This is a genomic window from Curtobacterium sp. PhB25 (assembly GCF_004365375.1).
Taxonomy (GTDB): domain Bacteria; phylum Actinomycetota; class Actinomycetes; order Actinomycetales; family Microbacteriaceae; genus Curtobacterium.
In genome coordinates, this window is the sequence record NZ_SODR01000001.1 from 373,644 (window position 1) to 390,804 (window position 17,161).

General features: G+C 69.8%; 12 protein-coding genes. 8 read left to right on the top strand and 4 right to left on the bottom strand.

What is annotated here, in order from left to right; translation table 11 throughout:
• The first annotated feature begins 58 nt into the window (after positions 1–58).
• The 6 genes from EDF51_RS01725 (at position 59) to EDF51_RS01750 (ending at position 9,793) form a co-directional block, all read left to right on the top strand.
• A complete protein-coding gene (locus EDF51_RS01725; RefSeq protein ID WP_111087009.1) occupies positions 59–238 on the top strand; it encodes an SPOR domain-containing protein in 180 nt (59 codons plus the stop codon).
• A gap of 120 nt (positions 239–358) precedes the next feature.
• On the top strand, positions 359–1,696 hold the full coding sequence (gene glnA, locus EDF51_RS01730; protein WP_111087010.1) for a type I glutamate--ammonia ligase: 1,338 nt from the start codon (positions 359–361) through the stop codon (positions 1,694–1,696).
• A gap of 13 nt (positions 1,697–1,709) precedes the next feature.
• A complete protein-coding gene (locus EDF51_RS01735) occupies positions 1,710–4,661 on the top strand; it encodes a bifunctional [glutamine synthetase] adenylyltransferase/[glutamine synthetase]-adenylyl-L-tyrosine phosphorylase (protein ID WP_134193672.1) in 2,952 nt (983 codons plus the stop codon).
• 503 nt (positions 4,662–5,164) lie between these two features.
• Positions 5,165–6,766 carry a glycosyltransferase family 2 protein gene (locus EDF51_RS01740; protein WP_134193674.1) on the top strand — a complete coding sequence of 534 codons (1,602 nt, stop codon included), beginning with the start codon at positions 5,165–5,167 and terminating at the stop codon, positions 6,764–6,766.
• Positions 6,759–8,369: a glycosyl hydrolase gene (locus EDF51_RS01745; protein ID WP_134193676.1), complete on the top strand. Its 1,611-nt coding sequence runs from the start codon at positions 6,759–6,761 to the stop codon at positions 8,367–8,369. Before EDF51_RS01740 ends, EDF51_RS01745 begins: the two co-directional genes overlap by 8 nt.
• Positions 8,366–9,793: a UDP-glucose/GDP-mannose dehydrogenase family protein gene (locus tag EDF51_RS01750; RefSeq protein ID WP_134193678.1), complete on the top strand. Its 1,428-nt coding sequence runs from the start codon at positions 8,366–8,368 to the stop codon at positions 9,791–9,793. Before EDF51_RS01745 ends, EDF51_RS01750 begins: the two co-directional genes overlap by 4 nt.
• 360 nt (positions 9,794–10,153) lie before the next feature.
• Here the strand turns inward: EDF51_RS01750 and glnA (EDF51_RS01755) are convergent, their stop codons facing one another.
• Positions 10,154–11,578: a type I glutamate--ammonia ligase gene (glnA, locus tag EDF51_RS01755; protein ID WP_111087015.1), complete on the bottom strand. Its 1,425-nt coding sequence runs from the start codon at positions 11,576–11,578 to the stop codon at positions 10,154–10,156.
• A 142-nt stretch (positions 11,579–11,720) separates the two neighbouring features.
• On the opposite strand from glnA (EDF51_RS01755), the gene EDF51_RS01760 reads away from it, so the two are divergent.
• Positions 11,721–12,176 carry an RDD family protein gene (locus tag EDF51_RS01760; RefSeq protein ID WP_123292673.1) on the top strand — a complete coding sequence of 152 codons (456 nt, stop codon included), beginning with the start codon at positions 11,721–11,723 and terminating at the stop codon, positions 12,174–12,176.
• Positions 12,177–12,360: 184 nt separating this feature from the next.
• Here the strand turns inward: EDF51_RS01760 and EDF51_RS01765 are convergent, their stop codons facing one another.
• Positions 12,361–13,074, bottom strand: coding sequence for a DUF4191 domain-containing protein (locus tag EDF51_RS01765; protein ID WP_111087017.1), 714 nt, complete (start codon positions 13,072–13,074; stop codon positions 12,361–12,363).
• Positions 13,075–13,202: 128 nt separating this feature from the next.
• Here EDF51_RS01765 and EDF51_RS19755 point away from each other — a divergent pair, with 128 nt between their 5' ends.
• Positions 13,203–14,030, top strand: coding sequence for a hypothetical protein (locus EDF51_RS19755; protein WP_166673477.1), 828 nt, complete (start codon positions 13,203–13,205; stop codon positions 14,028–14,030).
• A gap of 118 nt (positions 14,031–14,148) precedes the next feature.
• Here EDF51_RS19755 and sucB read toward each other — a convergent pair whose 3' ends face one another.
• A complete protein-coding gene (gene sucB, locus EDF51_RS01780) occupies positions 14,149–15,648 on the bottom strand; it encodes a 2-oxoglutarate dehydrogenase, E2 component, dihydrolipoamide succinyltransferase (RefSeq protein ID WP_134193684.1) in 1,500 nt (499 codons plus the stop codon).
• A gap of 73 nt (positions 15,649–15,721) precedes the next feature.
• The gene (lpdA, locus tag EDF51_RS01785) at positions 15,722–17,095 is read right to left on the bottom strand and encodes a dihydrolipoyl dehydrogenase (RefSeq protein ID WP_123292677.1); all 1,374 of its coding nucleotides are present in this window, start codon (positions 17,093–17,095) and stop codon (positions 15,722–15,724) included.
• Positions 17,096–17,161 lie beyond the last annotated feature (66 nt).

Below are 17,161 nucleotides of genomic sequence, written 5' to 3' on the forward strand. Positions count from 1 at the left end.
GCCGGTCCGCCGGGCCGGCACCGGGCCTCCAGGCCGTCACCTGGGTACGGTGGGCGACATGAGCGACGAACGCATCGAGTCCCAGTGGTGGTTCAACGACAAGACCGGCCAGGTCGAGCAGGGTCCGCAGTCCCCGCAGCGCGACCGCATCGGCCCGTTCGACACGCGCGAGGAAGCGCAGCACGCGCTCGACCGGATCGCGGCGAACAACGAGAAGTGGGACGCCGACGACCAGTGACGCACCGGTGACGGCACGGTGACGGACCACTGACGCGTCGCACGGCCCCGCGCACGCCGCGGGACCACTAGCCTGGGACGAGGCCCGCCCGCGGCCACCCGATACACGGAAAGGTCGTGCATGGACAAGCAGACGGACTTCGTGCTCCGCACCATCGAGGAGCGCGGCATCAAGTTCATCCGACTCTGGTTCACGGACGTCATCGGGACGCTGAAGTCGGTGGCGATCGCCCCGGCCGAGGTCGAGGGCGCCTTCGCCGAGGGCATCGGGTTCGACGGCTCCGCGATCGAGGGCCTGTCCCGCTCGTACGAGGCCGACGTGCTCGCGCACCCGGACCCCTCGACGTTCCAGATCCTGCCGTGGCGCGGCGAGGTCGACCCGACCGCGCGGATGTTCTGCGACATCACGACGCCGGACGGCCAGCCCGCCGTCGCCGACCCGCGCAACGTGCTGAAGCGCACGTTGGCCCGCGCGAGCGAGCGTGGCTTCACGTTCTACACGCACCCCGAGATCGAGTTCTACCTGCTCAAGAGCCGCGAGTGGAAGGACGGCGGGCCGCAGCCCGTCGACCAGGCCGGCTACTTCGACAACGTCCCCGGCGGCAGCGCGCACGACTTCCGTCGCCGTTCCGTCCGGATGCTCGAGGACCTCGGCATCTCGGTGGAGTTCAGCCACCACGAGGCCGGCCCGGGCCAGAACGAGATCGACCTCCGCTACGCCGATGCACTGACGATGGCGGACAACATCATGACCTTCCGCACGGTCGTGAAAGAGGTCGCGATCGAGCAGGGCGTCTACGCGACCTTCATGCCGAAGCCGATCTCCGGCCAGCCGGGTTCGGGCATGCACACGCACGTCTCGCTCTTCGAGGGCGACCAGAACGCGTTCTACGAGGCCGGCGGCGAGTACCAGCTGTCCCGGACCGCCAAGCACTTCATCGCCGGTGTGCTCAAGCACGCACCGGAGATCACCGCGGTCACGAACCAGTTCGTGAACTCGTACAAGCGCCTCTGGGGTGGCGACGAGGCCCCGTCCTTCGTGACGTGGGGCCACAACAACCGTTCGGCGCTCGTGCGCGTGCCGCTGTACAAGCCCAACAAGGGGCAGTCCTCGCGCATCGAGTACCGCGGCATCGACTCGGCGGCGAACCCGTACCTGGCGTACTCGCTGCTGCTCGCTGCGGGGCTCAAGGGCATCGAGGAAGAGTACGAGCTGCCGGCCGAGGCCGAGCACGACGTCTGGAGCCTCACCGACGCCGAGCGTCGTGCCCTCGGGTACAGCCAGCTGCCGTCGAGCCTCGACCACGCCCTCAGCCTGATGGAGGACTCCGAGCTCGTCGCCGAGACGCTGGGCGAGCACGTGTTCAACTTCGTGCTCCTCAACAAGCGCCAGGAGTGGAAGCGCTACCGCGACCAGGTCACGCCGTTCGAGCTCGACACAAACCTCGGCGCCCTCTGAGCGAGCGCACCACATGACCGGTCGGACGACGTCGTCGCGTTCCGAGTTGGCCCGCCTGGGCTTCGCCGAGCTGTCGGAGAGCCTGGAGCGGATCGCCGACCTGGAGGCGCGGTTCGGCTCCGTCGTGCCGCTGCCGGTGAGCGGCACCCCGGCGCTGTGGGGCATCACCGCGGATCCTGACGGCGCGCTGCGGCTGCTGGAACGGCTGCTCGAGCGTGCTCCGGACGAGCTCCGCCCCGTCCTGACGGACGAGGCGGCGACGGAGCGGCTGATCCGCCTGCTCGGCGCCTCGGTCGGACTCGGCGAGTTCCTGCACCGTCGTCCTGCCGAACTCGCACTGCTGCTCGAGCCCGTCGTCGCACCCTGGTCGCAGGAGCGGTACACGGCGTCCCTGCTCGAGGCGATCGACGGCGCCACCGGCGAGGACGCACGGATGTGCCTGCGGGTGCGGTACCGCAGGCACCTCGCGCAGATCGCCCTGTACGACGTGCTGCACTCGTCGCCGACCGAGGCGTTCCCGGCCGTCGCTGCCGGACTGGCCGACCTCGCCGGCGCAGCGCTCGACGCCGCGGTCGACGTCGCCCGGCGCGAGGTGCCGTTCCCGGCCGCCGACGTCGCCGCCACCCCGCTCGCGGTGATCGCGATGGGCAAGGCCGGCGCACGCGAGCTCAACTACGTCAGCGACGTCGACGTCATCTTCGTCACCGAGGCCACCGACGACATCGGCACCGACCGTGCCGTCCGCATCTCGACGCGGATCGCGATCGCCGCGACCCACGCGATCACCGACCTGGCCGCCGAACCCGGTCTGTGGGAGGTCGACGCGAACCTGCGACCGGAGGGCAAGGACGGCGCCCTCGTCCGCACGCTCGACTCGCACGTCGCGTACTACGAGCGCTGGGCGAAGTCGTGGGAGTTCCAGGCGCTCCTCAAGGCCCGGCCGATCGCCGGCTCGGCCGACCTCGGCGCGCGCTACGCCGAGGCCGTCGCACCGTTCGTCTGGAGCTCGTCGGCGCGCCCCGGGTTCGTCGAGTCGGTGCAGCGGATGCGCGAGCGCGTCACCGACCACATCCCCGACGGCGAGGTCGACCGGCAGCTCAAGCTCGGTCCGGGCGGCCTGCGCGACGTCGAGTTCACCGTGCAGCTCCTGCAGCTCGTGCACGGTCGTGACGACGAGTCCGTGCGCGTCCGTTCCACCCTTGAGGCGATGGACGCCCTGACCGCCGCCGGGTACGTCGGACGCGCCGAGGCCGCCCACTTCGGTCCGGACTACGCGCTGCTCCGGGTCCTCGAGCACCGCATCCAGCTCCGCCGACTGCAGCGGACGCACCTGATGCCGACCGACGAGGAAGAACTCCGCGTCCTCGCCCGGTCGAGCGGTCTGGCCACCTCGGCCGCAGCCCTCGAGACCCGGTGGCGCGCGGTCAAGCTCGAGGTCCGCGGCCTGCACGAGCGGCTGTTCTACCGTCCGCTGCTGTCCGCCGTCGCCACGACCGAGGGTGAGATCGTGCTGACCGACGACCAGGTCGTCGACCGGCTCGCAGGCGTCGGGTTCGTCGACCCGCCGGGTGCGCTGCGGCACATCCGGGCGCTCACCCAGGGCACCAGCCGACGTGCGGCGATCCAGCGCAACCTGCTGCCGGTGCTCCTGCGGTGGATGGCCGAGGGGCCGGCGCCGGACCGGGCACTGTTGGCGTTCCGACGGCTCAGCGACACCCTGGGGGAGTCCAGCTGGTTCCTCCGGATGCTCCGCGACTCGTCCGGGGCTGCGCACTCGCTGACCACCGTGCTGTCGGAATCGGCGTTCCTGTCCGGTCTCCTCGAACGGTTCCCGGAGGCCGTCGCCTGGCTCGACGAGCCCGAGTCGCTCCTGCGTGCACGCCCGATGGACTCCTTGCTCGCCGAGATGACCGCGACGACCGCGCGGCACGGCAACGACGTCGACGGTGCGGCCAGTCTGCTGCGCTCGGCGCGCCGCCGCGAGACCCTCCGCCTCGGCATGGCCGCGGTGCTCGGCCACCTCGACGTGGACGCCCTGGGTGCTGCACTCAGCGACGTGACCGAGGCGACGCTCGCCGGGGCCCTCGCGCTCGCCCGACGGGACGCCCCCGCGGACTTCGAGTTCGGGATCATCGCGATGGGCCGCTACGGCGGGCGTGAGCTCGGCTTCGGCTCCGACGCCGACGTGCTCTACGTGTACCGCGCGCCGGACCTGGCGACCGAGGTGGCCTCCCGGACGGCACAGACCATCGTGCGCGAGCTGAACCGGCTCACCGAGGACACCGTCCACCCGCTCGACCTCGACATCGACCTGCGCCCCGAGGGGAAGAACGGCCCGGTGGCGCGCACGCTCGAGTCCTACGGCGCCTACTACGCCCGGTGGTCGCTGACGTGGGAGGCGCAGGCGCTGCTCCGTGCCCGTGGCGCCGTGGGGGATGCCCAGCTGCTCCGGGACTTCGAGCACCTGGCCGACCGCACGCGCTACCCGGAGCGGATCGACGAGAACGAGGTGCGCGAGGTCCGCCGCATCAAGGCCCGCGTCGAGTCCGAGCGGCTGCCACGCGGGGCCGATCCGGCTCGTCACCTGAAGCTCGGGCGCGGATCGCTCAGCGACGTCGAGTGGTTCGTCCAGCTCCTGCAGCTGCAGCACGCCCTCGAGTTCCCCGCGCTCCGCACGACCTCGACGCTCGAGGCGCTCGACGGCGCCGTGGCCGCCGGGTTCGTCAGTGCCGACGACGGCGAGCGGCTCGGGGCTGCCTGGCGTTTCGCCTCGCGGACGCGCAGTGCGCTGGTGCTCTGGTCGGGGAAGACCACCGACGTCCTGCCCGTCGACCGAGTCCAGCTCGAGGGCGTCGCGCGGCTGATGGAGTACCCGCCCGGCTCGGCGAGCGAGCTCGAAGAGGACTACCTCGGCGTCACCCGACGTGCGCGGCAGGTGTTCGAGCGCGAGTTCTACGGCGCCTGACGCGGCACCGACACGCCCGGGCGTGCTCCCCGGACGCGAAGGTGACGAGTCGTCGCAGGTTAATTCCCCGTGTCGCGCACCGTCCCCCGTTCGTTTCGGACTGTACCCCGATCCGGACAGACGGGCCCGTCGTTACTTCGTCGTGACCACCACGCGCCGGGCCGCCGGCAGACGTGCCAGAGGGGGGCGCCGACTCGCCCGGCGACCATGTCTTGAACAGGGGTTTCCCGAGGTGGTGATCCGCGCCTCCCGGTAGCGATCGCCGCCCACCAGGGTGAGTGGCAGGGTGAACGCGGTCCGCAGGAGTGCTGTCAGCACGAGGGGGGACCACAGGTCCCGGTCGAGATGGGGACAAGTGTGTACCCCGTAACGCGCTCGAAACGCCCCCGGACGGGGGTCGCGTTGCGCTGGGGTTCAGGTTTCTGCGTCAATGGGGTCACCCGAACCGACCCTGATTCCCCAACGTCGCGGAATCTCCACCTCGAACGTTGAAGCAGGGATCAGTGTTCACCTTCATTCTGCAGATCAGGCAGATGGTCGAAGGCCACCCCGAGTTCTACCTGTTCGCCGTGTACTCCGCGGTGATCTGGTTGCTCTGGTTGGTCAAGGTCGTCATCTCCGCCCGCTACCGCCCGTTCACCGGCACCTTCGTCGGTACCACCAGCGTCGTCGTCCCCGTCGTGGACGAACCGCTCGACCTGTTCCGCGACGTCATCGGTCGCATGGTCGAGCAGCGACCCGGCGAGATCATCGTCGTCATCAACGGCGCCCGCAACGAGGCGCTCGAAGCCGTCTGCGACGAGTTCGCCCCGCTCGTCCGCTGGACGCACACGCCCATCCCGGGCAAGCGCAACGCCGTCAAGGTCGGTACCGAGATGTCCAACGGCGACATCACGGTGCTCGTCGACTCGGACACCGTCTGGACCCCCGGCGCGCTCGAGGAACTCCTCAAGCCGTTCGCCGACGAGTCCGTCGGCGGTGTCACGACCCGGCAGCGCATCCTCGAACCCGAGCGCAGCTGGATCACCCGCTGGGCCGACTGGCTCGAGAACTCGCGGGCGCTCTACTCGATGCCCGCGCAGAGCGTCCTCGGGCAGATCGGCTGCCTGCCCGGGCGCACGATCGCCTTCCGGCGGAGCATCCTGATGCGCGTCATGGACAAGTTCATGCACGAGAAGTTCATGGGTGTGTTCCTCGAGGTCTCCGACGACCGCACACTCACGAACCTCACGCTCAAGGAGGGGTACCGGACCGTCTACCAGTACACCTCGCTGGTCTACACGGACGCTCCGCTGCAGGTGAAGAAGCTGTTCAAGCAGCAGCTCCGCTGGGCCCGTGGCTCGCAGTACAACACGTTGCGCATGCTTCCGTGGATGCTCGGCCACGCCCCGGTGCTCGCGGCGTTCTTCATCACCGACATCATCCTGCCGTTCATGCTCTTCGGTGTGATCGCCGGCTGGATCTACCGGGCCTTCACCGGGCAGGGCGAGAACCTGTACCAGGGCATCCTGTCGCAGTACGGCTTCTCGACGGGCTTCGTCTACGTCGCCGCCCTGATGGTCGTCTCGTCGGTGCTCAGCATGGCCATCCGGCAGATGCGCCACCTGGCCGAGAAGCCGAGTGACTTCTTCCGCCTGCCGATGTTCATCATCGTGTCGACGTTCTTCCTCATGCCGATCCGGCTCATCGGCTTCTTCCGCCTGGCGCACGCGTCCGGCTGGGGGACCCGCGCCGGTGCCTACGCCGGCGGTCCGATGCAGGAGGACCCGTCCGACGCCGCGCAGCCGTCGTCCTTCGGCACCCAGACCCCGGTCAGCCCGATCGACGCCGCGGACCGTGCCCGGGCCGTCGACGGACGCGTGCCGCTCGGGAGCGACCAGGTGGCCGTGGACCGCGCGTTCGACGAGCTCTTCGGGGCCGACGCCACCACCAACTCCACCACGACCGTGCTCGCGACCCGGCGCGAGGCCGCTGCCGCAGCAGCAGTGCAGCCCGCAGCCCCACGGACCGCCCCCGTGAAGGCCCGCCGGTACAACCCGTACGCCGCGATCCCGTACTGCATCGGCATCGCGATCTTCGTCCTGGAGGCCTTCCTCATTGTCTGACATCATCCGCTCCTCCAGTACCTGGTGGGCGCAGTCGAGCAAGCACGCCCGCTGGACGGCCGTCGGCACGACCGCCATCGTCCTCGCCCTCGCCCTCATCACCTGGTCGGTCTGGGTCTCCCCGGCCGGCCCCGTCTCCACCGCCGTGCACCAGGCCCTCGGGGTCACCGCCCCGAAGGCCAAGAAGGTGTCCGCCGCCGAACTGCAGACGCAGCTCGACGCTGCCCAGGACCGCATCTGGGCGCTCGAGGGCAAGCTCGACTCCCGCACCGCCCAGGCCGGGTCGCGTGGCGACCAGATCACGGAGCTCAAGGCGCAGGTCGCGTCGCTCCAGTCCCAGCTCGGTTCCGCGAAGGGCTCGGGAGGCTCGTCCTCCGTCAACGCGTCGGGTTCCGGTGCGAACGGGGTCGGCACCTCGGGCTCCGGCTCGGGTTCCGGGACCGGCGGGTCCGCTGTCTCGGACAACGGGTCCGGGTCGGGTTCCGGCTCCGGTTCCGGCGGCAGCTCGGCCGGTGGGTCGGGTTCGAGTGGCGGCTCCGGCGGCTCGGGTGGTGGCTCCGGTGGGGTCACGAACCCGAACCCCGGCCCGTCGACCGACCCGGGCACCACGCCCGTGGCGGTCCCGACCAAGGCGGACATCCTCGGGCAGCAGTCCCGCTGGTACGGCCTGTACACGGCGCAGTCCCCGTTCAACTGGTCCGAGTACGACCAGGTCTCGCAAGAGGTGGGGAAGGCGACGAACATGGTCGGCTTCTTCCAGGGCTTCGACCAGGACTTCAACCAGAACGCGGTCCAGCGCTCGTGGGCGAACGGTCGACTGCCGATGATGACGTGGGAGTCGGTGCCCGCGAAGACGGGCAACGACGAGCCGTACGTCGAGGGCTACACCAACGAGGACGTCATCTCCGGCAAGTTCGACGCCTACCTGACGCAGTACGCCAAGTCCCTGGCGGCGAACGGCCAGCCGCTCGTCATCCGGTTCGACCACGAGATGAACGGCCAGTGGTACAACTGGTCCGAATCGGCGAAGCAGCAGAACGCCGCCGGCTCGTACACCGCGATGTGGCAGCACGTCTGGAACGTCTTCCAGGCCAACGGTGCGAACCAGTACGCCATCTGGGACTGGTCGCCGTCGCGCATCGACAAGCTCGGCAACGCGAAGTACCAGACGCTCGAGTACATGCAGAACTACTACCCGGGCGCCGAGTACGTCGACTGGGTCGGCATGAGCGGCTACTACCGTGACGCCACCGAGCAGCCGACCTTCGAGAACACCTTCGGTGCGACGCTCGCGCAGATCCGGCAGGTCGCGCCGGGCAAGGGCATCGTGCTCAACGAGATCGGGGCCACCGAGACTGGGGGCAGCGTCTCGAACCCCCAGAAGACCCAGTGGATCAACTCGCTCTTCGACGCCCTGGCCGACCCCGCCAACTCGGACATCATCGGCTTCGCGTACTTCAGCGAGACCGCGACCACGATCGTCGACGGCAAACGCACCACGAACGACTGGCGGCTCAACTCGCGAGCCGACTCCCTGGCGGCCTTCGCCGAGGGCATCAAGCGCAACGACATCGACTACGACCTGCAGGAGGTCACGCCATGACCGCGTCCAAGAAGTCGCCCGACCAGGCCGACACCCGTCCCGCACCCGTCATCAGCGTCATCGGCACCGGCTACCTCGGTGCCACCCACGCGGCCGCCATGGCCGAGATGGGCTTCGAGACCATCGGCGTGGACGTCGACCCGGCGAAGCTCGCCGCGTTGTCCGCTGGCGAGGTCCCGTTCTTCGAACCCGGCCTGCCGGAGCTCATCACGAAGCACGTCGCGAGCGGCAAGCTCCGGTTCACCGCCGACATCGCTTCGGCCGTCGCCGCCGCGGACGTCCACTTCGTCTGCGTCGGCACCCCGCAGAAGGCGGGCTCGCACGCCGCCAACCTGGCGTACGTCGAGAGCGCCACCCGCGGCGTCGCCGAGAACCTCACCCACCCGGGACTCATCGTCGGCAAGTCGACGGTCCCGGTCGGCACCGCGGCGCGACTGCGCGGCATCGTCCGCGAGTTCACGCCCTCGGGGATCGAGGCCGAGCTCATCTGGAACCCGGAGTTCCTCCGCGAGGGCAAGGCCGTCGAGGACACCCTGCACCCGGACCGCCTGGTCTGGGGCGGCGCGTCCGAGGCCGCGGACGCCGTCATCCGCGAGGTCTACGCCGCGCCGATCAGCGAGGGCACACCGGTCATCACCACCGACCTCGCCACCGCGGAGCTCGTCAAGGTGAGCGCCAACGCGTTCCTCGCCACGAAGATCTCGTTCATCAACGCGATCTCCGAGATGTGCGCGATCACCGGCGCCGACGTGTCGACGCTCGCCGACGCCCTCGGGCACGACGCCCGCATCGGCCGGAAGTTCCTGAACGCCGGCCTCGGGTTCGGCGGCGGGTGCCTGCCGAAGGACATCCGAGCGCTCATGTACCGCGCGAACGAGATCGGCGCGGGCCAGGTCGTCGGCCTCATGCAGCAGGTCGACGAGATCAACATGGGCCAGCGTCAGCGGGTCATCGACATGGCGATCGACTCGGCCGGGGGATCGGTGCTGAACCGTCGCGTGGCCGTGATCGGCGCTGCGTTCAAGCCCCTGACCGACGACGTGCGGGACTCCCCGGCGCTCAACGTGGCCGCTGCACTCCACCTGCGCGGCGCCCAGGTCACCCTCTGGGACCCCGAGGCGATGGAGCCGGCGAAGCGCTCGTTCCCGACGCTGAGCTACGCCGCGTCGATGGCGGACGCGATCGAGGGCGCCGACGTCGTCCTGGTGCTCACCGAGTGGGACGAGATCATCACCGCCGACCCGGTCGCCCTCGGTGACCTCGTCGGTCGCCGCGTCGTGATCGATGCGCGCAACTGCCTCCCGGTCCACGACTGGGTCAAAGCGGGGTGGACCGTCCGTTCCCTGGGGCGGCCCACGCCGGTCACGGGTGCACCCGTGAGCGTCGCAGCGGGGACGAACGACTCGTTGGCCACGGCTCGCTAGTCACCGTTCGCGAAGCGGGGTCCGTGCCGGGCGGCACGGGCCCCGTTCCCGTGTGCGCGGTGCCGGGTCGGATCGAGCACAGGTGGTCGAAACGGGCGTACCTGGTCGGAACTTTCGACCAGGTACGCCCGATTCGGCTTCCCAGTCCGGGTGCGATGGGAAGGAACGTGCGTCGCGACCAGCCGGGAGGCCCGGTGCCCGTCCGCCGGACCGGCACCGGGCCTCCAGGCGGTCGCGTCCGTACCCCCCCCCCGCCAAAGCGACACATTCCTGCGGATGGTTCGCGGCACACTGTCGCTGTCGCGACACACACGAAGGCCCCGCACCTGACGGTGCGGGGCCTTCGTGTGTCAGCGAGGATCAGACGCCGAAGTACAGCTCGTACTCGAACGGGTGCGGGCGCTGGGCCAGCGGGAGGATCTCGTTCTCGCGCTTGTAGTCGATCCAGGTCTGGATGAGGTCCTCGGTGAAGACGTTGCCCTTCGTGAGGAACTCGTGGTCCGCCTCGAGGAAGTCGAGCGCCTCGTCGAGGGAGCCGGGGACCTGCGGGATGCCCTTTGCTTCCTCGGGCGGGAGCTCGTAGAGGTCCTTGTCGACGGGCTCGTGCGGCTCGATGCGGTTCTGGATGCCGTCGAGGCCCGCCATCAGCTGCGCGGCGAAGGCGAGGTACGGGTTGCCCGAGGCGTCCGGCGCGCGGAACTCGATGCGCTTGGCCTTCGGGTTGGTGCCCGTGATCGGGATGCGGATCGCAGCCGAACGGTTACCGGCCGAGTAGACCAGGTTGACCGGAGCCTCGAAGCCCTTGACCAGGCGGTGGTACGAGTTGATCGACGGGTTGGTGAAGGCGAGCAGCGCCGGAGCGTGCTTCAGCAGACCGCCGATGTACCAACGGGCCAGGTCGGACAGGCCGCCGTAGCCGTTCTCGTCGTAGAAGAGCGGCTTGCCGTCCGACCAGAGCGACTGGTGGGTGTGCATGCCCGAGCCGTTGTCGCCGAAGAGCGGCTTCGGCATGAACGTGGCGACCTTGCCCCACTGGTCCGCCGTGTTCTTGACGATGTACTTGAACTTCAGGATGTCGTCCGCGGCGTGGACCATCGTGTCGAACTTGTAGTTGATCTCCTGCTGGCCGCCGGTGCCCACCTCGTGGTGCGAGCGCTCGAGCTCGAAGCCCGCGTCGATCAGCTTGAGGGTGATGTCGTCGCGCAGGTCGGCGGTCTTGTCGACCGGCGACACGGGGAAGTAGCCGCCCTTGTACGGGGTCTTGTTGGCGAGGTTGCCGCCCTCTTCGTCACGACCGGTGTTCCAGGCGCCCTCTTCGGAGTCGACCGCGTAGAACGACTCGTTCTGGGTGACGGAGTAGCGGACGTCGTCGAAGATGTAGAACTCGGCCTCGGGGGCGAAGAACGCGGTGTCCGCGATGCCCGTCGACGCGAGGTACTTCTCGGCCTTCTTCGCCACCTGGCGCGGGTCGCGGCCGTAGATCTCACCGTTCCGCGGGTTGTAGATGTCGAAGATCATGATGAGCGTGCGCTCGGCGCGGAACTGGTCCACGTAGGCGGTGGTCACATCAGGGATCAGCTGCATGTCGGACTCGTGGATCGACGCGAACCCGCGGATCGAGGAGCCGTCGAAGAGCTGGCCGACCGAGAAGAAGTCCTCGTCGACGGTCGAGGCGGGGATGTTGAAGTGCTGCTGCACACCCGGCAGGTCCGTGAATCGGATGTCGAGGAACTTGACGTCGGTGTCCTTGATGAAGGCCAGGACCTCGGAGGAATCGCTGAACATGGGGGCCGATCTCCAATGGGTTGGGTGATGTCGGAGGTACCGATCAAGGCACCTCCGACGAGGCTATTGACACGGGGTTTCCCGGACGTGACTGAATTGTTTCGGGCGTGTTACGGGCGGCAGGTCGCCTACGCTTGGGGGCATGGCCCGCAGCTCCTCCAGTCCGTCCGCGCCCTCCGAGCACCCCGACGGCTGGCCGGGCAAGGACCTCGGTCTGCCGGAGGAAGGACCCCGCAGCGTCGGGCGGATCGGACGGCGGATCGTCGCCCTGCTCATCGACGGTGCCCTCGCCGACCTCATCGCCTACGTGACCGGGGTCTGGTCGCCGGTGAACGGTTCCGGCGACATCGCGCACTCGTGGGTGCAGCTGGCGATCTTCGCCGCGCTCCAGGTGCTCTTCATCTGCCTGCTGTCCGGGTCGTTCGGGCACATCTGCGTCGGGCTGCGCGTCGTGCCGATGCGCGGGGGCTACGTGGGGGTGTGGCGTCCGGTCGTCCGGACCGTCCTGCTCTGCCTGGTGGTGCCGGCGCTCATCATCGACCGGGACAGCCGCGGCGCGCACGACCGCATCGCCGGCACGGTGCTCGTCCGCCGCTGACCGGCGCCCCGCGCCACCGGTCGCACGCACGGTGCGAGGTTGATCACTCCGTGCGTCGTTCCGTCCTCGCACCGAGTGAACAACCTCGCACCACCCGCCGCCACCAGCGACCGCAACGCACGCACGCAGAACGCCCCCGACCTGGCACGGTCGGGGGCGTTCTGCGTGGTGGTTCGTGGACGGGTCAGCGCGGCCGTCCGGCACGGGCACGCATCGGGTCCATGCCCTTCGGGATCGCCGCGGCGGGGCTCTGCGTGAGCGAGTCGAGGCGGTTCGCGACGGCCAGGACCTCGTTGCGGTTGAGCGACTTCTTGAACTTGTTCATGGCACGGGGGAGCTTGTGCAGCGTGAGGGTGTCGTCGCCGTCACCGACGCTGACCACGTGGACCGCGACGTTCGGGACGATGCGCTGCACTTTGCGACGCTCTTCGTCGACCTGACGCTTCAGGTTGCCGCGCTGGCCCTCGGTGATCAGGACGACGCCGGGACGCCCCACCGCGCGGTAGACCGCGGACTGCGAGCGACCGTGCACGGCGACGGGCATCTCGCTGGAGCGCCACTGCCGACGCAGCGAGTTGGAGAGCACCGCACCGACGGCGCCGGGCTGGCCCTCGATCTGCGAGTACGCCGCCCGCTCGGCCAGCCGGCCGAGGACGATGAGGAAGAGCAGCACGCCCATCAGGACACCGGCGACGATCCACAGGATCATCGCGAGCCAGTTCTGGCCCGGGAGCACCAGCGCCAGCACGATGCCGAGGACGACGGGGCCGACGAATGCGAGGGCGAACCACCAGACGGACGACGGGTCGGCCCGTCGGGTCATCTGGAAGACCTGGAACATCTGCTTGAGACGCCCCGGCTCCTTCGCCTTCGTGTCTGTGGAAGTGCTGCGTGCCATGCTGACAGGATACGGCCTCCGCGGTCCGGGGGAGACCGCAGTCGGTCCGGCTGTGCGCGAACACGCGTTGTCCACAGACCGGGCAGGACGGACAGGAGGCCCGGCTCGCCTCCGTCACGCTCGTCACCATGGACACGAGCACCGACCAGAGCATCGACGACGCCCGCAGCGACTGTTGGGTCGCGCCGGCCGACGACGCTGCCGTGGCGGCCTGGATCGCGGACCGGTGCGCCACCGGACACCGGCATCTGGTGCCCGTCGAGGCGGTGGGCAGGACCGGGGCCGGCGGACTCGTGACCCTGCTCGACCGCCCACGCGGCACGCCGCTCCCGGTGGCACTGGACCGCCTCGGCACGCCGACGACCGGGGTCGCGGTCACCCTCTGCGTCCCGCTGCTCGAGCTCCTCGTCGCGGCCGTGGACGGCGCGGTGCGGCTCGGCGTCGCCGGGATCGACGACGTCCTGGTGGACGACGCGGGCGCCGTGGTGCTGTGCGATCGCCCGGCTGGAGCCGTCCGCGACGGCACGGAGCTGCCCGGTGACGATGCTGCACGGGTCCTCGTACTCGCTGCCCGGGTCGTCTGGGACCGTGTCGACCCGCGCGATCCGAGTCGCGACGAGGTGGACGCTGCGCTCCTCGCGGCGCTCGACGGCGACCGCAGCACCGTGTGCGCGGCGCTCGACGCGGTCCGGGGTGCGGCGCCTCCGCGGCCGTTCCGATGGGCCCCACCGCCAGCCGACCTGGTGTTCGTCGAGGCGGACCCGCCGCTCGACACGACGGGCCCGGCGGCTCGACTGCGCGAGGTCGTCGAGCGCGGCATCCCGCTCGGTGCTGGTCGGCGGTTGCCGCTCCGCCGCGCCGTGGTCGGTGTCGTCGTCGCGATCGGTACGGTCGTCGCCGCGGTGTCCGTGCTCGGTGCCGGAACGGACACCGGGACCGGTGCGGGTGGTGGCTGACGCGCCCGGACACCCCGGACGCCCCCGGACGCCGACGAACCGGAGCGGGAACGGGAACGGCCCCGGCTCCCCACGAGGGGGAACCGGGGCCGTCGGCCGTGGTGCTGGGGTGCTGGGGTCAGTACCCGAGGTTGGGGGCGAAGTTGCCCGCTTCCAGGCGGTTCTTGACCGCGACCAGGTAGCGCGAGGCGTCCGCACCGTCGATGATCCGGTGGTCGTACGACAGCGCGAGGTACACGAACGAACGGATCGCGATCGCTTCCTGGCCGTCGACCTTCACGACCGCGGGACGCTTCGTGACGATGCCGGTGCCGAGGATCGCCGACTGCGGCAGGAACACCACGGGGGTGTCGAACAACGCGCCACGCGAACCGGTGTTCGTCAGCGTGAACGTCCCGCCGGCGAGCTCGTCGGGCTTGAGCTGGTTGTTCCGGGTGCGCTCCGCCAGGTCCGCGATGGACTTCGAGAACTGCGCCAGGTCGAGCGAGGCTGCGTCCTTGATGACCGGGGTCAGCAGGCCGCGCTCGGTGTCCACCGCGATGGAGACGTTCTCGGACTCCGGGTAGACGATCTCGTCGCCCTCCACGGACGAGTTGATCTTCGGGTGGGCCTTGAGCGCCTCGGACGCCGCCAATGCGAAGAACGGCATGAACGAGAGCTTCGAACCGGTCTTCTCGAGGAACTCCGCCTTGTGGGCGTCGCGGAACTGCGCCACCTTCGTGACGTCCACCTCGACGACGCTCGTGAGCTGTGCGGTCGAGGTCATCGACTGCACGGCGCGCTCGGCCACGACCTTGCGCAGGCGGGTCATCTTCTCGCGGGTGCCGCGCAGCGGCGAGACCTCGGCGACGAACGGACCGGACGCGGCGGCGGGTGCAGCTGCACCACCGGCGGCCGGGGCCTTCGCGACGGCCGCGAGCACGTCCTCCTTGCGGATGCGCCCGCCGACACCGGAACCGGTGACGGTGGACAGGTCGACGCCCTGCTCGTTCGCGAGCTTGCGGACGAGCGGCGTGACGTAGCCGGAAGCTGCGCCGTCCTGCGTCGGGTTCGGCACGGCGGCGGCGGTGGTCGCGCTCGGCGCGGCCGGTGCGGGTGCAGCAGCTGCCGGCGCCGGGACGGCGGCCGGGGGTGCTGCGGCGGGCGGCGGGACCGGAGCGGCCTGCGGGACCGGAGCGGCTGCGGGCGGTGCGGACGGGGCCTGCGGGGCCGCGGGCTGCGTCTGTCCGGCGGGGGCCGGCTCGGGCTCGGTGGGCTCCGGAGCGGGGGTCTCGGACTCCTGCTCGGTGCTCGGCTCGGCCTCGGGGGCCTCTGCCTCGGCAGCGGCTTCGTTCGAGGACTCGTCGGACGAACCGGAGTCGGAGGAACCGGAGTCGGACGAGCCGTCGCCGATCTTCACCAGCGCGGTGCCGACCTCGACGGTCTCGTCCTCCTGCACGAGGATCTCCTCGATGACGCCGGCGACGGGCGACGGGATCTCGGTGTCGACCTTGTCGGTCGAGACCTCGAGCAGCGGCTCGTCGACCTCGACCCGGTCACCGACGTTCTTCAGCCATCGGGTCACCGTGCCCTCGGTGACGCTCTCGCCGAGCGCCGGGAGGCTGACGGATTCGCTCATCGGGTGGACTCCTCTTCGCGGGGGGTTGCAGTTGTTGTGGATGTCATTGTCACAGGGCGCGGACTCGTGCGGGTCACAGCGCGTGCAGCGGCTTGCCCGCGAGGTGCATGAACGCCTCGCCCAGGGCCTCGTTCTGCGTCGGGTGCGCGTGCACGAGCGGAGCGATGTCCTCCGGGTACGCCTCCCAGTTCACGGCGAGCTGGGCTTCACCGATGAGCTCGCCGACGCGGGCGCCGATCATGCTCACGCCGACGACGGGGCCGTCGACGACGCGGACGACCTTGACCGAACCGGACGTGCCGATGATGTGGCTCTTGCCGTTGCCGGCCAGGTTGTACTCGTACGAGTCCACCTTGTCGGCGCCGTACTCGGCCTCGGCCTTGGCCTGCGACAGGCCGACGGAGGCGACCTCGGGGTCGGAGTACGTGATCTTCGGGATGTTCTTGTCCTCGATGATCACCGGGTTCAGGCCGGCGATCTCCTCGGCGACGAAGATGCCCTGCTGGAAGCCGCGGTGTGCGAGCTGCAGGCCGGGGACGATGTCGCCGACCGCGTAGACGTTCGGCAGGTTGGTGGCGAGGCGTTCGTTCGTGGTGACGAAGCCGCGGTCCATGGCGACGCCGACCTCGTCGAAGCCGACGTTCTGCGTGACCGGGCCACGACCGACGGCGACCAGCAGGACGTCGCCGTCGAAGGTCTTGCCGTCCTCGAGCGTCACGACGACGCCGTTCTCGTGCTGCTCGACGCCCTGGAACCGGACACCGAGCGAGAACTCGATGCCGCGCTTGCGGAAGGCGCGCTCGAGCTGCTTCGACATCGACTCGTCTTCAGCGGGGACGAGGTGGGGGAGCGCCTCGACGATCGTGACCTCGGCGCCGAAGGACTTCCAGACGCTGGCGAACTCGACGCCGATGACGCCGCCGCCCAGGATGACGACCTTGTTCGGCACGTAGTCCATGCGCAGTGCGGTCTCGGAGGTGATGACGCGGCCGCCGATCTCGAGCCCGGGCAGGGACTTCGAGTAGGAGCCGGTCGCGAGCACGACGTTCTTGCCGACGATGTTCTGGTCGCCGACCTGCACGGTGTTCTGCGAGGTCAGTCGACCCCAGCCCTCGACGACGGTGATGCCGCGGGCCTTGATGAGGCCCTGCAGGCCCTTGTACTTCGAGGTGATGACGCCCTGCTGGTACTCGATGACCTTCGGGACCTCGACACCGGCGAACTCCGCGATCACGCCGTACTTCTCGGCGTCACGCGTCGCGTCGGCGACCTCGGCCGCGTGCAGCAGCGCCTTGGTGGGGATGCAGCCACGGTGCAGGCACGTCCCTCCGAGCTTGTCGCCCTCGATGAGCGCGACGCTCATGCCGAGTTCGGCGGCCCGGAGCGCAGCGGCGTAGCCACCGCTCCCGCCACCGAGGACCACGACGTCGTAAGTCTGTTCCGTCACCTGGTGCAACTCCCTCGTGCGTGTCGGGCCGATCGGGCCCTACGTGGACACCGCGGGGGCGGCGTC